A 15,508-nucleotide genomic window follows, 5' to 3' on the forward strand; every position below is an offset into this window, starting at 1 on the left:
ATCCGAGCAAAATGCAGCAAAGCATAAGATAATACCGTGTTTTCACTGACATCGTCAATCATAGCGAGCACTTATGTCCGACATGCACCACACGCTAATCCTGGGTTCTAGCTCTCGGTATCGTCAAGAATTACTGCGACGATTAAGAATTCCTTTCCTGACAGTTAATCCGGAAATCGACGAGACCCCACGACCAGGCGAATCTCCTCAGACGCTAGCGCTCAGATTATCCAAAGAAAAAGCCATGGCGGTCGCACACCAGTATCCTGAGGCAGTCGTCATTGGTGCCGATCAGGTGGCCAGTCTGCACAACCAGCCTCTGGGCAAAGCCGGCGCACCATCAGCTGCCAAAGAGCAACTGGCAAGACTCTCTGGTCAAACAGTCGTCTTCCACAGCGCCATGACGGTGCTCTTTAAAGGCCAGATGCAAACCTGTGACACCCCAACCACCTGTGTGTTTAGACAACTCGACGCGAAAGCGATCGAACGCTATGTGGACCTTGATCAACCCTGGGATACGGCAGGTTCGGCAAAAGCAGAGTGTTTGGGTATTGCGTTAATGCACAGCATGACCAGTACCGACCCCACTGCTATCATTGGATTGCCGCTCATTGCCTTGACTGGCATGCTTGCCGCGGTGGGGCTTGATCCTCTCGAATACGCTCAAACTAATTTATGACGACGAACAACGGCACCCTGCACTTAATCCCGGTCGGCCTAGGCGAGGCCGCTATTGACCATTGGTTACCCACCGCTGCACAAACGCAAGCGGCAACGCTCAGGACTTATATTGCTGAGAATGCCAAAACGGCTCGGGCCTTTTTAAAGCTCACACCCTTAACAGGGCCATTACAGGACATCACCATTCATGAACTTGGCCCCCGCGTTGACGACAAAACATTGACGGTCTGGTTGCAACCCCTTCGACAAGGGATTGATATCGGCTTGGTCTCTGAGGCAGGTTGTCCTGCTGTGGCAGATCCGGGCGCCCGAGCCGTCGCGCTTGCCCATCAGTGGGGGGTCTGCGTCAAACCCTGGGTCGGCCCGTCGTCACTATTGCTTGGGCTGATGGCCAGTGGTTTAGATGGTCAGCGATTTGTTTTTCATGGCTATGCCCCCGTTGATGGCACTGACCGAGCTCGCCAGATCAAAGTGTGGGAGCAAGCGTCAGCCAAACAAAAGCAAACGCAGATGTTGATTGAAACCCCGTATCGAAACCAGGCGATGTTCACCACTTTGATCGAACAACTCAAGGGCAACACCCGGTTGTGTATCGCCCGATCATTGACCACAGCAGACGAGTACGTGAGAACGCTCACCGTCAATCAATGGAAGCAACTCACGCCCCCAACTCTCGATAAACATCCAACCCTTTTTCTTTTTCAGGCAGCCGAATAATGCGCACCCTGATGCTTGGCAGAACGCTTGGTCTCGCTTGGTTGATCTTGCTCGCGGGTTGCACCCCGAACTCGACCCGCACGAGTGGCAACCTCAAGATTGATGAGTCCCTATCGAGTCACGCCAAAAAGGCAAGGATCGAGGTCATCGTGCTGCACTACACCGCATCAAATACGCCGATTGCAAAATTGACACTCACGCAAGAGGAAGTCAGCGCGCATTATTTAGTCTCAGATGAAAACCCGCCAGTGATTTATCGAATCGTGCCTGAAACCTTCAGCGCTTGGCATGCGGGGGAAAGTAGCTGGTACGGGAAGGCAAGCCTGAACTCAAACTCAATCGGTATCGAGATCGTTCACCCCGGTTGGGTCAAGAATGCAACAGGCAGCGTTGGTCCTGCTTATCCAAACGATCAAATCGATACAGTGATTAAACTCGTCAAAGACATCGCCGATCGGTATCAAGTGTTACCCGAAAATATTGTGGGGCACAGCGACGTCGCACCTATGCGAAAACAAGACCCGGGACCTGCCTTCCCCTGGAAACGATTATCAGAGGCAGGTTTGGGCCGATGGTATAACGAAGCGCAGGCTCACCAGCATTTGCAAAAATTCAATGCTAATGGGGTTCCCGATGCCAGATGGTTTCAAATCCAACTCAAACGGGTCGGCTACGGCATCCTCGAAACGGGTCGATTAGACAACCAAACGAAAGCTGTCATCGGGGCATTTCAAATGCACTATCGACCAAGTCAGGTATCTGGATTACCTGATGCAGAAACGGCAGCACGTTTGTTGGCATTGCCAACGACGGGTAGCGGTTTGAATTTTTGATGGGCCCATCTGCCCACGCGCCAGGCCAGCAGCAAAAACAACACAGCGGCATAAATCGACACCGTCTGAAAGTTATGTTTGGCCGCTTTGTGCCACCAATAATGCAAAATTGCCAAGCCACCGATCAAGTAGATGAACTGGTGCAAACGTTGCCAGCGTTTACCAAGTCGTTTCATTGAGAATTGATTGGACGTCATTGCTAAAAGGGACATGAGCAGAAAAGCGGTGGCCCCTACCAGAATAAAAGGCCTCTTCGCGATATCACTGACCATATCAGTCAATTCGAAACCTTGATCCCAACCGCTCCAGGCGAGCATATGCAAGGTGCAGTAAAAAAAAGCAAACAACCCGCACATGCGCCTGAGTCGCACGAGTGCGGGCTGCTTTAATGCCTGACGGATGGGGGTGATGGAAAGCGTGACCAGCAAGCAAACCAGTGTCCATGTCCCGGCCGAACGCGTCAAAAACTCAGCCGGATTCGCCGTTAAACCGTCATTGAAACCCAGCCATACCCAACGGCCCAAGGGAAACAAACCCAGTAAAAACAGGAAAGGTTTTAAGCGTCCAACTTGCTTTGCGGATAAAGACATAGCAACCTTGCTGGGATAAATTTTAGAAATTCTTGACCAGATCCATGCCTTGATAGAGTGAGGCGACCTCGGTCTGATAACCGTTGAACATCAGCGTCTTTCTGCGCTTGCTAAACAGCCCATCCTCCCCAATCCTTCTCTCGGTCGCTTGACTCCAGCGGGGGTGCGACACCTCGGGATTGACGTTGGCATAGAACCCATATTCATTGGCAGCCGCTTTCATCCAACTAGACACTGGCTGCTTTTCAACAAGCCGAATCTTCACTATCGATTTCGCAGACTTGAACCCGTACTTCCAGGGCACGACGGCTCGCACTGGCGCACCATTCTGATTTGGCAGCACTTTGCCATATAAACCGAGCGTCAGAAGCGTCAAAGGATGCATCGCCTCATCCATCCGAAGGCCTTCGTTATAGGGCCATTGAATCACGCGAGCACTGACGCCCGGCATGTTTTCTGGCTGCAAGGCCGTCACAAATTCGACATACTTGGCATTGCCGGTCGGCTGAACCTGTTTCAGCAGTTCGGATAGTGAATAACCGACCCAGGGGATCACCATCGACCAGCCTTCAACGCAACGCATGCGATAGATGCGGTCTTCGAGTGGCGCTAATTTACGCAAATCATCGATATCAAAGGTTTTAGGCTGAGCCACTTCACCCTCAACCGTCAGCTTCCAGGGAGAAGTCTGCAAGGTGTGTGCATGCTGCGCGGGATCGGCTTTATCCAGCCCGAACTCATAGTAATTGTTATAAGACACCACATCTTTCTCGGAGGTGGTCGACTCCATCACCACGTATTTGGCGTTGGGGGTGGAGGGTAATTTATCCAACGGCGCGGGCGCTGCCGCAAAGATGTCTGTTGACAGGCCAGATAAGCTCGCGCTCGCTGCCATCAGCCCAGCGGATTTCATCCATTCACGTCGGGAATGCCAAACGGCTTCAGGGGTTATTTCTTTAGGTGAAACCTTAGGATAACGATAGACAGACATTCAAAACCCCTTTTCGATCAGGCTATTTAGCCGCAACAAGACAATCTTACACAGATTAAGACGTTGAATTGACAGATTGTGGCCCTGATTTCTCTAGTAGCCAAGCCCGTAATTGCGAAACATCGGATGCCAATCCGACATGCGGACACTTTTTGAGTTCTTCAGGCGGGTGCGCGCCATAGGTTACGCCCAAGCCGTGCACACCTGCATTGGCTGCCATCTGCAGATCATGCGACGTATCACCCACCATAACAACCTCTTCGGGTGAGACCATCAGCTCATCGATAAGTTCAAGCAACATCCCTGGGTGCGGTTTGCCAAAGGTTTCATCGGCACATCGTGTGGCTGCAAAATGCTGACCCAAGTCGCTTGCGGCCAACGCGCGGTTCAAGCCCACCCGACTTTTACCAGTTGCCACCGCTAGCGTGACGCCCTGCCCCCTCAACGCACTCAACATATCAGCGGCGCCGTCGAAGAGTTTTAGGCCATGATCTTTCGACAAATAATGATAGCGGTAGCGTTCAAGAAAAAGAGGCGCCATGCTTTCTGATAATTGAGGCACCGCCTTGCGCAGTGCTTGATCCAGCGATAAGCCAATGACCCAGGCCGCTTCAGCATGACTGGGTACGGGCAATTCAAGATCATGGCAGGCGAGGCGAATGGATTGCGCAATGCTGTAGGTGGAATCCATCAAGGTTCCGTCCCAGTCAAACACAACAACTGAATAGGGTTTCATGGCTGATGATCGGCGGGTTGATTAAGGCGAGTCAGGATGCGCTCGCAAGCAGCAGGCAGAGGCGCCTTTAATATGAGCGGCGCTTTCGTGACCGGATGGGGCATTTCTAACTGATGTGCATGCAAAAACATTCGGTTGAATCCTAGCAGACGAAAGTGGTCTTTCGTGTCATCTTTGCCATATTTATCGTCTCCGACAATCGGAAACCCACTCGACGCCAAATGCACGCGAATCTGATGGGTACGACCTGTGCGCAATTCGGCATCCACCAGACTGTATTGACCAAAACGTTTGACCTTCGAGACGATCGTGTGTGAAGGCTGCCCGAGCGGGTCAACTTTGACCCTGCGCTCGCCCGATTGGGTTGTCCATTTACTGAGTGGGGATTTAATGTGCTGCCGGTCGTTGACCCAGTCACCCTCCACAAGAGCATAGTAATGCTTATGACCGAGACCTTCGCGAAACATGTCGTGCAGGCCGAGCAAGGCATTGCGCTTTTTAGCAATGAGCAGCAAGCCCGATGTATCTCTGTCCAAGCGGTGAGCAAGCTCTAGAAATTTTGCCTCAGGCCGGGCCATGCGCAATTGTTCGATCACCCCGAACGACACCCCGCTACCCCCATGAACCGCCACGCCGGCCGGTTTATCGATCACCAGCAGGCCATCATCCTCAAACACGATCGGGAATTCAGCAGCAGGCACGTGCGGGGTTTGGTTAGGCGCTGGCAGACGCATAGGAGGGACGCGCACCATGTCGCCCACCTTGAGTTTGGCATCCGGCGCCACGCGGCCTTTGTTAATCCGCACCTCGCCGCCCCTGACCGCTTTATAGATATGACTCTTGGGCACGCCTTTGCAGAGTCGCAAGAGAAAATTATCCAGCCGTTGGCCCTCGTGTTCGACGGTCACTTCAACCATTCGCACGACAGGCGCGTTCTCTCGATCAGCTTGAGGTTTTTTCGGTAAAACCATGTTTTCTTTGCGCATTACGAAAAGCGGCATATAATCGGGAGGCCTTTAAGGGATAAGAAAGCCCTCCGGCGTAGAGATGCAGACTTATTTGTCGCGTCTCCGTCTGGATCGCGAACGACATTGTACCGTTTGCTTTTTTATCCCCCGGGTAACTGGTTGCTGATCCTTTTTCAGCAAGACACCGTCGTATCCCCGCACCAGGCGATTTGAATATCGTCGTCTGTTGTTCTCAGCACCTTTAATACTGTCACCCACTATTGTGATCCTGACCATTTTGCTGAACGAACCTAGCGCCCCAAGGCGCACCGTGCTGGTCTGACCGACCACCAGCCTTTTGCGCCTGTCCATGGTGCAAGGCTCGTCTTGCTTGTTTGAGTGCTTCGCCCCTCAGTTTCCCGTGGCGGCTTGTCGCCTTTGCGATTTGCCAATTGAAACGGAGAAACTACACATGAAACGCATGTTGTTTAATGCAACGCACCAGGAAGAACTGCGTGTTGCGATCGTCGATGGCCAAAAGCTCATCGACCTCGACATTGAAACCGCCGGTCGCGAACAGCGCAAAGGCAATATCTATAAAGCTGTCATCACACGCATCGAGCCTGGTCTTGAAGCGTGCTTTGTCAATTACGGCGAAGAGCGTCACGGATTCCTTCCCTTTAAAGAAGTCGCTCGGTCTTATTTCAAAGAGGGTGTGGACGTTCGCACCGCTCGCATCCAGGATGCCCTGAAAGAAGGTCAAGAGTTGATCGTTCAGGTCGAAAAAGAAGAACGCGGCAACAAAGGGGCAGCCCTCACCACCTTTATTTCGCTCGCTGGACGATATCTGGTGCTGATGCCCAACAATCCGCGCGGCGGCGGTGTGTCGCGCCGCGTCGAAGGCGAAGACAGACAAGAACTGCGCGAGAACATGGATCAGCTCAATATCCCCACCGGCATGAGCATCATTGCTCGCACCGCAGGGATTGGGCGCTCTGTTGAAGAGCTGCAGTGGGATTTATCCTATCTGATGCAACTCTGGACAGCCATCGACGGTGCGGCCAAAGAAAACGCTGGCCCCATCCTGATCTACCTTGAATCAAGCCTGGTGATCCGTGCCATCCGTGATTATTTCTCGGCAGATATTGGTGAGATTCTCATCGACACCGACGATATCGCAGACCAAGCCAGCGCCTTCATGAGCGTGGTCATGCCGGATAACGTCTCGCGCGTGAAGCGCTACCAGGACGACGTCCCTCTCTTTTCACGGTTTCAGATCGAACACCAGATTGAGACCGCGTACTCTCGGACGGTTGATCTGCCTTCAGGCGGCTCGATCGTCATTGATCACACCGAAGCCCTAGTTGCGGTTGACGTCAACTCTGCCCGCGCAACCCGCGGTGCTGACATTGAAGAAACGGCCCTGCGTACCAATCAAGAGGCAGCAGACGAAGTTGCCCGTCAATTGCGTTTGCGCGACTTAGGTGGCCTGATCGTGATCGACTTCATCGACATGGAAGACACGAAAAATCAGCGTTCTGTCGAAAACCGTTTGCGCGACGCCCTGCACTTTGACCGCGCCCGCGTTCAGATGGGCAAGATCTCACGCTTCGGTCTCATGGAGCTTTCCCGCCAGCGCTTACGTCCTGCACTGAACGAAGGCTCGCACATCACTTGCCCTCGTTGTAACGGCACGGGTGTCATTCGTGATGCCGAGTCGAGTGCGCTGCAAGTCCTGCGTTTGTTGCAGGAGGAGGCCATGAAAGAAAACACGGCAGCCGTTCATGCTCAGGTGCCAGTCGACGTGGCGACCTTCTTGCTCAACGAGAAGCGTAGCGACATCACCAAGATTGAATCCAGACTCAAAGTGAATTTGATTCTGATTCCTAACCGTCATCTTGAGACGCCTCATCATCACATCGAACGCCTGCGTCACGACGATCCTCGCCTGGAAGACGTCAAAACCAGTTTCGACCTGGTGGATGCGCCTTCAACAGACATGAGCTGGGCGCCAAAAGAGCAAGAAGTCATTGCTAAACCAGAAGCGTTGGTCAAAGGGATTACGCCTGCCAAGCCGGCACCGGTGTCGAGCCCTTCTCCCGCTCGGACAGCAAAAGCAGTCAGCGAAGTAAACACTGAAACGCCTGGATTGTTCAAGCGGCTGATGGGCTGGTTAACCGGTAGCAGTGCGTCACCGGCTGAACCTGTTGCAGCGCCTGCAGCGACCGAGACACGTGACCGACCTCGCCGTGAAGGCGGCGATCCACGCCGTGGCAATGGTCGCAATCAGCGTGGTCGTCGCAATAATGAGCCCAGAGGTGAGAACCGCAATAAAGTGAATGGCGAGGAGGTCTCTACAGACAATAATCGTCGGCCACCGGCCAAGCAAGCACGTGATGAGGATCGTGACAACCCTGCAACGCGCGCGCCGGCAACCAATAGCGGTGAACAGAGCGAAGACCAAGGTTCACGTAACAATCGCAATCGTCGCGGTCGTGGTCGTAACCGTCGAGAAGATGGTCAGGATGTCTCGCGCGTAGCTGCGGATGACGAGAAATTGCAAGGGCTGGATTCCGTCGACGCGGCTCAGTCAGCTGGGTTCGCCAAATCGCAAGCGGACACTCAAACTGATGAGTTGGATACGTTGCGCGATGAGGTTCAAGCGGGTGAACAAAGTGATCCAGAACGCAAACGCCGTCGTCGTCGCAGCCGTCGTGGTCGTCGCCCTAACGAAGATGGTCAAACGACCCAAGGCAGTGACGAACAACAGGCAGATCTTGAGCACGGTGAAGATGATGCCGATCAAACCTCGATTGATACGCACTCAACAAGCGTACAGCCCACGCAGGCGGTGGCACTGCACCCAGCAACGGGCTCAGCAGATTCAATGGCATTCTCTGTCCCGGCGTCAGTGTCTGTCACCCCAGTCGCTGCACATGAGACCCAGCCTGCGCATAGCGTGCCAGTGGTTGCAACAGCCGCTGCCGTGCCAGTGATGGTTGAATCGGTTGCGTCGACACCTGTCGCGGCACCTGCTTTGTTCCCGACGACGGCACCTTCCGCCGACGCCTCGGCTGCCGTTTCAGCCCCGGTAGTGCAGACGGCAGTTGCTGCCCCCGAGGTTGTGGCGCCGGTGGTTGACACAGCCGTCGCTGAAACCGCCGTCGATGCCAAGTCGATAGCAGCGCCTGCACCGGTCGTCACGCCAGCCCCTGCACCGGTTGCCGACAAGGCAACGTTGCATGCCATCGTGCAAGCAGCCGGATTGACATGGGTCGAGAGCAACCCAGACCGCGTCGCTCAGGCACTGGTCAGTTTGCAAACCGTCGTGCCACAGAAGCTGGGCCGCGAACGCAAGCCCCCGGTCATTGTCTCAAGTGCACCATTAGTACAAGTCGAGACACGACAAGGATAACCAGTCGTTGATCTCGGTAAAAAGGGCAATCGATTTGATTGCCCTTTTTATTGGTTGCGCGAAATCAATGAATGGAAGTCAAGAGGTCGTCGCCATCGGCTCGGCAGGGATGACGAATATGAAAGCCAAAATGCCCGATCGCGTTGAAACACTTGATGAACTTAAGGATCGACTGGAAACCCTATTCACCGATTCAACCATAGACATGAATGCTTTCCGTACCCATCAATTGTCTTTCGTGGTACCCGGCACACCAAAGTCTGTGATAAGCCAGTTGTCACGAACAACAGACGCCTCAAATCAATCTCGCCCTGCAATCACCTGAGCCGCTTTCAACGCCTCAATCTCGTCAGTGGTCAGCGTTAACCAGTCTCGCAAGATTTCATTAGTATGCTCACCTAACAGGGGTGGCGCACGACGATAGTTAACGGGGGTGTCAGAGAAACGAATTGGGTTAGCAATCAAAGGCACTGCTTTACCCAACCCATGCGGCAATTCAAACCGAGTTTCGAGATGCTGCACCTGAGGGTGAGCCATTGCTTGCGCATAGTCATTAATTGGCCCTGCGGGTACCCCTGCTTTCAGAAAAACTTCTTCCCAGTGCGCACGTGGTTGCTTGCACATGACTTCTGCAAAGCAGGCGCGCAAAGCGGGGAGATTGACCATCCGTGCCGGGTTATCGACAAAGCGCGGGTCGGTTGCCCACTCAGGGTGCCCCAGCGCTTTAGACAGGGCTGAAAACTGGCCTTGGTTTGCGCTAGCGATAATAATGTCGCCGTCGGCACAGGGAAACACACCGTACGGGGTGATCGCAGGTGATGCGTTACCCGTGCGTTGCGGGACTTTACCCGTGTTCATGTAATTTGAGAGTTGACCAGAACTCAGGGCCATCGAAACCGCCAACAAAGACAAATCGATGTATTGACCTTTGCCTGTCTCATCTCGGTGATGCAGAGCCGCCAAGATAGACACTGACGCGTACATGCCAGTAAACAAGTCGATCAAGGGCACCCCAGACCGCTGAGGCCCACCCCCGGGTAAATCGTCACGCTCACCCGTGACGCTCATTAAGCCGCTCAGGCCTTGAAACAAATAGTCGTAGCCAGGTCGTTTAGCGAAAGGGCCGTCCTGACCAAACCCCGTCACCGAGCAATAGATAAGACGTTCGTTCAGGGCGGACAACGATGGGTAATCCAACCCATAGCGTGCCAGATCACCCACCTTGTAATTTTCGATACAGATATCAGCCTGCATGGCAAGCTGGCGGATGAGCGCTTGGCCTTCTGGTTTTGACAAGTCGACCGCCATCGAGCGCTTATTGCGATTGGCCGACTGAAAATACGATGATTCACGTGTCGGTTCGCCGTTGGCGTCTGGCACCCAGGGCGGTCCCCATTGTCTCGATTCATCCCCGGGGCCAACGCGTTCTATCTTGATGACGTCAGCACCAAGATCACCGAGTAACTGCGTACACCAAGGGGCCGCCAGCACACGCGACAAATCAAGGACACGCAAAGCTCGCAATGGTCCAGTCGCTTCATTTTTTGTTTTCACTGTCTTTTGATCAGTCATTTTTATCTTTGTCTCCAACTTGTCGCCATGCTAAGTCATTTTTTTGCAAGCGACAACAATCGGCTGGGCACACGCACCGGCATGTCCAGCAGTATTTGTGCAAAAGACTTGGCCAGTGGGTCAGACCGCAAGCTCGACGTCCCACCACCGCCCAAGGCCTGATGTAACAAGAAGTTCACCGCATGAATCCCAGGCAAATCAAACCGTTCAACCTCACCTTCGACCAAATGTGCCAAGTAGCTTTTGACTCGTTCTGCGGTGAGCTGCTGGCGCAAGAGCGGCAGGTACTCGGCTCGACGGGCGATCACGCCAATATTTGCGTCGTTCCCCTTGTCGCCACTGCGCGCCCAGGCGATCGTCACCAGTGGGACGTCAAGACCATCGGTGCCCATGCCCTCACCTGCCTCCACCACCGAGACCTCGGTCGGATCGCTTCGCACGATAGCGTCGACCATGGGCATTTCCAGCATCTGATCGCCCACACTGACCTGCACGTTTACCTGACGCTTGTCGATGAGAAAGGAGAATAGCCTGATGACCGGTTGAATATCTGCTCGTCCCCCGAAGTGACTTCGCGTGCCTGGCCCCATCGAGGTACCCGCAGAGATTGATTCTTTTTGCAGAAATACCAGCGCCTTTGCGTGTGCGTGGCGAGCCCCGATCCGCAACACCAATTCGCGTGACGCTTGAATCTGTGCGTGCGCACCATAATGAGACTCGCAGCCAAGCAACTCGACGCGATGTTCGCTGTAGTCTCCAAACCCATTGGTTTGAAGTTGTCGGCGCGTGCGAATCAGCAGGGCCTCTGCAGTCTTATGGGCTTTCGTGATGGCATCGATCCCCCTGATCAACTGATGCGTCGTAATCTGATAACCATCCTGCCACGTCACGCTCACTTTATAGGATGGCGATGGGGGACGTCCGACGGCGTGATCGATTCGCACGCGGTTTGCATCGATTTGTCGAATCCGCACTTGCCTGAAATCACAGACAACATCCGGAAGTTCGTAACGAGCGGGATCCCCAATTTCGTACACGAGTTGTTCAGCAGCTGCCCCAACACACACTAGCCCACCCGTATTGTCAGGTTTGATCAAATCAAAACTGCCATCTTCGCTGACCTCAAGCACGGGATAGCCGATGTTGGCCCAATCGGGCACCTCTTGCCAATCGGTAAATAAACCCCCCGTGGCTTGTGCGCCGCATTCGATCATGTGACCCGCTAGACTACCTTGCGCAAGACGATCCCAATCCTGCCAACTCCAACCAAATTCATAAGCTAAAGCACCCAAGGTCACGGCGCTGTCGACACACCGCCCGGTCACCACGATCTGGGCACCTTCGGCCAGTGCCCTGGCAATCGGTTGCGCCCCTAAATAGGCATTCGCTGACAATACCTTAGCGGGAAGCGTCAAGCCACTCTGCATCTCGACGATCCCCTGTTCACGCAGACCGTCAATCAATGGAGAAACATCGTCGCCCAACACCACTGCCACCGTGGGATCAAGACCCAGTTCACGGGCAACATCCCTGATCGCCTGCGCGCAAGCCTGAGGATTCAAACCGCCAGCATTCGCGATCAGTTTGACGCCTTGTGCCATACATTGTTGCAGATATGGTTTGATCACCGCGCTGACAAAGTCGGTCGCATAGCCCAACTGAGGGTCTTTCATTCTGGCGCGTTGCAAGAGAGACATGGTCGTCTCTGCCAGATAATCAAAGACGACATAATCCAGTTCGGGAACACTCAGGAGTTGAGGCATCGAGATGGTTGAATCACCCCAAAAACCACTGGCGCCTCCTATTCGCACGATCGCCTTATTCATGTGGATGCCTTTGGTACCGAACCATCCACCGTAGCCTTGATTCGAACCAGCACCCGACCTGCCATCACTTGATCGCCAGACTGACAAGACACCTCTTGAATCTCACCATCGATTGCTGCAAATAGGGTGTGCTCCATTTTCATCGATTCGATCACGATCAGCGGATCACCGGCTTTGAGGTGTTGACCAACCAGCACCGGTACTTGCGCGACTCGCCCTGCCAGAGGGGCTCGAACCACCCCGGCGTTTGCCGATACCCCAGCATCTTTAGCTTCGTGAACGTGGGTCAAGTCAGTTGCACAGTAAAACGCCCCTGCGTGCTGCAACCAGCACTGCCCTTGACTCGCCACCGCGAAACGGACTTGATGGCGCTTGCCATTCAGGTCAAACGTCAGTAGCGATGGTGTTTGATCGACATGCATCAGAGAGACCACCTCTTCATTGCGGTCAACGGATAGTCGCACTTGCCCTGCAACACTGGTCGCATCAACAGACCAGAGCCGGGCGGGCAAACCATCGAACGCCACTTTAGTGACATGATTTAAACCCAGTGCGTTGGTCCAACTACCCCCTGTTGCTGCCCGAGTCAAGAGCACCGCCGCAGCCACTTCGACCACTTGGGGCGTTTGGCGCCGAGCCATGACCTCATCGTCAAAGCATTCATCAATAAAGGTGGTGGTGGCATGCCCCTCTTTGAAGCGTTGATGCGCTAAACAGGTTTGCAAGAAAGGCAAGTTATGCCGAAGCCCGAGCAAGACCGTCTGATGACACGCGTTAAGGAGTTTATTAATGCATATTTCACGGGTGTCGCCCTGCACCATGATCTTGGCGAGCATCGAATCGTAAAAGGCAGAAACTTCAAGACCTGCGTATAGCGCCGCATCAGTGCGTGCCGTCGTCGAAGGATCCCAGGCGAGTACTCGACCGGTTTGTGGCAAGAAGCCAGACGTCGTGTCCTCGGCACACAAGCGAACTTCCATGGCGTGTCCCGACCAAGTGATGTCCTCTTGAGCCAGAGGCAGAGGCTGACCCATAGCCACCTTCAGCTGCCACGCGACCAGATCAAGGCCTGTCACCAACTCGGTCACCCCATGCTCGACTTGAAGACGAGTATTCATCTCCATGAACCAAAAATTGCCATCATCACCCAACAGAAACTCAAGCGTACCAGCGCCCACGTACTGGATCGCTTGACCCGCAGCGACCGCAGTCGCCCCCATTCGACTTCTCAGCGCGGCATCAACGGCGGGTGACGGTGATTCTTCAATTAACTTCTGATGGCGTCGCTGAACCGAGCAATCCCGCTCGCCCAAATGAATCACGTTGCCCATTTGATCGCCAAAGATTTGAACTTCGACATGCCTTGCATTCAAGATCGCTCTTTCAAGAATCAGTTGATCTGAACCGAACGATGCCAACGCCTCAGATCTAGCCGACTGCAAGGCCGTTAAGACATCACGCTGGTCGCGAACCAGTCGCATCCCGCGACCACCGCCGCCGGCAGCTGCCTTGACCATCAACGGAAAGCCAATCCGAGCTGCTTGACCGATCAGGGTTTTATCATCTTGAGCCGCGCCCTGATACCCTGGGATACAAGGCACCCCTGCCGCGATCATGATGTCTTTTGCCTGAGCCTTATTACCCATCAACCGGATGGCTTGAGCAGAGGGCCCAACAAAGACCAGCCCTTGCGCGACCACCGCTTCTGCAAACTCGGCATTCTCGGCCAAGAACCCATAACCGGGGTGTATGGCGGTTGCGCCACTGGCCTTTGCCGCAGCAATGATTTTTGGGATCGAGCGATAAGATTCGGCAGCAGCACTGGATCCAAGACAAACCGCTTCATCCGCGTACGTCACATGAGGACTGTTGCGATCCGCTTCTGAATAAACGGCGATCACTCGCAACCCCTGTTGACGAGCCGTGCGCATGATGCGCAAGGCGATCTCACCACGATTGGCCACCAAGACAGAATCAAAAGAAGCGTTCATCACCGGCACATCCATGACGTTCTTCATTAGGCTGGACGTTTAGGCAAAATGCCCATGTTCTTACAAATGATTTGCAGCATCACTTCATCAGCGCCACCGCCAATCGAAATCAACCGCAGATCGCGATACGCACGTGACACGGGGTTGTCCAAGGTAAACCCCATCCCACCCCAATACTGCAAACAAGCATCGGTGACTTCCCGGCAAAGCCGGCCCACTTTCAGTTTGGCCATCGAGGCGAGTTGAGTCATGTCTTCACCAGCCATATGCGTATCAGCGGCACGATAGACTAATGAGCGCAGCAGCTCTACCTCGGTCTTGAGCTCGGCCAATTTAAAGTGGACCACTTGGTTATCAAGAATCGGCCGCCCGAATGCGACGCGACCGCGGGTATATTCAATGGTTTCGTTGATGCACATATCCAACGCTGTGACGCGTCGCGCCGCGGCGGACAGACGCTCTTCTTGAAATTGCATCATCTGATAGATAAAACCTTTGCCCTCTTCGCCAATCAGATTGCGCTGCGGTACGCGGACATCGTCGAAAAAGATTTGCGCGGTATCAGACGACCACATACCGATCTTGTCAATTTTCTGAACGGTAACCCCTTTAGCTCGTTTGCCATTTTCTTTTAACGGCACGCAAATCAATGATTTGCTTCGATGAGGGGCATCACTTGAAGTATTCACCAACAAACAGACCCAATCGGCCTGTGTCCCGTTGGTGATCCACATTTTAGATCCGTTGATGATGTAGTCATCCCCGTCTTTACGTGCATGCGTTTTAATCGACGCGACATCCGATCCTGCACCGGCTTCAGAAACGCCAATGGAAACGACGTGCTCACCAGAGATCGCTGGCGCCAAGAAATTCCGTTTCAAGTAGTCAGAACCAAATTGCGCCAAGGCGGGCGTGGCCATATCCGTCTGCACGGCAAGTGCCATGCTCACCCCTTGTGCTGCGATGCTGCCGATGGCTTCGCAAAAGGCGATTTCAAAGGAGTAATCCAAACCCAGCCCACCGTATTCGACTGGCTTATGAACCCCTAAATAGCCTAACTTGCCCATTTTTCCAAACACTTCGTGGGCCGGAAAAATCCCCGCACGTTCCCACTCGTCCACATGGGGATTGACTTCTTTGTCGATGAATTGCCGCACGCTATCCTGCAGTGCGATGTGTTCGCTGGTGTAATGCATTACGTCTCCTTGA

General features: G+C 53.9%; 13 protein-coding genes. 5 read left to right on the plus strand and 8 right to left on the minus strand.

The features are described 5' to 3' along the window. Nucleotides 1-73 precede the first annotated feature (73 nt). Genes AC1W8Y_RS05790 through AC1W8Y_RS05800 form a run of 3 tightly spaced genes read left to right on the plus strand, consistent with a single transcriptional unit; the run spans nt 74 to nt 2,231 of the window. Complete coding sequence (locus AC1W8Y_RS05790) at nt 74-679, plus strand: Maf family nucleotide pyrophosphatase (protein ID WP_482013528.1); 606 nt, start codon at nt 74-76, stop codon at nt 677-679. Beyond that, complete coding sequence (locus tag AC1W8Y_RS05795; RefSeq protein WP_482013529.1) at nt 676-1,398, plus strand: SAM-dependent methyltransferase; 723 nt, start codon at nt 676-678, stop codon at nt 1,396-1,398. Before AC1W8Y_RS05790 ends, AC1W8Y_RS05795 begins: the two co-directional genes overlap by 4 nt. Beyond that, nucleotides 1,398-2,231: an N-acetylmuramoyl-L-alanine amidase gene (locus AC1W8Y_RS05800; RefSeq protein ID WP_482013530.1), complete on the plus strand. Its 834-nt coding sequence runs from the start codon at nt 1,398-1,400 to the stop codon at nt 2,229-2,231. The genes AC1W8Y_RS05795 and AC1W8Y_RS05800 overlap by 1 nt, the downstream gene beginning before the upstream one ends. Here the strand turns inward: AC1W8Y_RS05800 and AC1W8Y_RS05805 are convergent. From AC1W8Y_RS05805 to AC1W8Y_RS05820, 4 genes are read right to left on the minus strand one after another with little or no spacing between them, the layout of a single operon-like run. After that, nucleotides 2,150-2,821: a protein-methionine-sulfoxide reductase heme-binding subunit MsrQ gene (locus AC1W8Y_RS05805; RefSeq protein ID WP_482013531.1), complete on the minus strand. Its 672-nt coding sequence runs from the start codon at nt 2,819-2,821 to the stop codon at nt 2,150-2,152. The genes AC1W8Y_RS05800 and AC1W8Y_RS05805 overlap by 82 nt on opposite strands. 22 nt (nt 2,822-2,843) lie before the next feature. Then, entirely contained in the window at nt 2,844-3,812 is a 969-nt protein-coding gene (gene msrP, locus AC1W8Y_RS05810) for a protein-methionine-sulfoxide reductase catalytic subunit MsrP (protein WP_482013532.1), read from the minus strand. A gap of 55 nt (nt 3,813-3,867) precedes the next feature. After that, nucleotides 3,868-4,548 carry an HAD-IIIA family hydrolase gene (locus tag AC1W8Y_RS05815; RefSeq protein ID WP_482013533.1) on the minus strand — a complete coding sequence of 227 codons (681 nt, stop codon included), beginning with the start codon at nt 4,546-4,548 and terminating at the stop codon, nt 3,868-3,870. Continuing rightward, the gene (locus AC1W8Y_RS05820; RefSeq protein ID WP_482013534.1) at nt 4,545-5,549 is read right to left on the minus strand and encodes an RluA family pseudouridine synthase; all 1,005 of its coding nucleotides are present in this window, start codon (nt 5,547-5,549) and stop codon (nt 4,545-4,547) included. Before AC1W8Y_RS05820 ends, AC1W8Y_RS05815 begins: the two co-directional genes overlap by 4 nt. Before the next feature lie 418 nt (nt 5,550-5,967). On the opposite strand from AC1W8Y_RS05820, the gene AC1W8Y_RS05825 reads away from it, so the two are divergent. Both AC1W8Y_RS05825 and AC1W8Y_RS05830 read left to right on the plus strand, forming a co-directional pair. Continuing rightward, entirely contained in the window at nt 5,968-8,910 is a 2,943-nt protein-coding gene (locus AC1W8Y_RS05825) for an Rne/Rng family ribonuclease (protein ID WP_482013535.1), read from the plus strand. Nucleotides 8,911-8,977: 67 nt separating this feature from the next. Then, nucleotides 8,978-9,235, plus strand: coding sequence for a hypothetical protein (locus AC1W8Y_RS05830; protein WP_482013536.1), 258 nt, complete (start codon nt 8,978-8,980; stop codon nt 9,233-9,235). On the opposite strand, the gene AC1W8Y_RS05835 is transcribed toward AC1W8Y_RS05830, so the two are convergent. Genes AC1W8Y_RS05835 through AC1W8Y_RS05850 form a run of 4 tightly spaced genes read right to left on the minus strand, consistent with a single transcriptional unit; the run spans nt 9,211 to nt 15,495 of the window. Beyond that, nucleotides 9,211-10,482, minus strand: coding sequence for a CaiB/BaiF CoA transferase family protein (locus AC1W8Y_RS05835; protein WP_482013537.1), 1,272 nt, complete (start codon nt 10,480-10,482; stop codon nt 9,211-9,213). The two genes, AC1W8Y_RS05830 and AC1W8Y_RS05835, sit on opposite strands and share 25 nt — an antisense overlap. Before the next feature lie 35 nt (nt 10,483-10,517). Continuing rightward, nucleotides 10,518-12,308 carry an acyclic terpene utilization AtuA family protein gene (locus tag AC1W8Y_RS05840; RefSeq protein ID WP_482013538.1) on the minus strand — a complete coding sequence of 597 codons (1,791 nt, stop codon included), beginning with the start codon at nt 12,306-12,308 and terminating at the stop codon, nt 10,518-10,520. Continuing rightward, nucleotides 12,305-14,326, minus strand: coding sequence for an acetyl/propionyl/methylcrotonyl-CoA carboxylase subunit alpha (locus AC1W8Y_RS05845; RefSeq protein ID WP_482013539.1), 2,022 nt, complete (start codon nt 14,324-14,326; stop codon nt 12,305-12,307). The genes AC1W8Y_RS05840 and AC1W8Y_RS05845 overlap by 4 nt, the downstream gene beginning before the upstream one ends. Beyond that, complete coding sequence (locus AC1W8Y_RS05850) at nt 14,326-15,495, minus strand: acyl-CoA dehydrogenase family protein (protein ID WP_482013540.1); 1,170 nt, start codon at nt 15,493-15,495, stop codon at nt 14,326-14,328. Before AC1W8Y_RS05850 ends, AC1W8Y_RS05845 begins: the two co-directional genes overlap by 1 nt. Between the last annotated feature and the right edge of the window lie 13 nt (nt 15,496-15,508).

This window comes from Jezberella sp. (assembly GCF_964834465.1).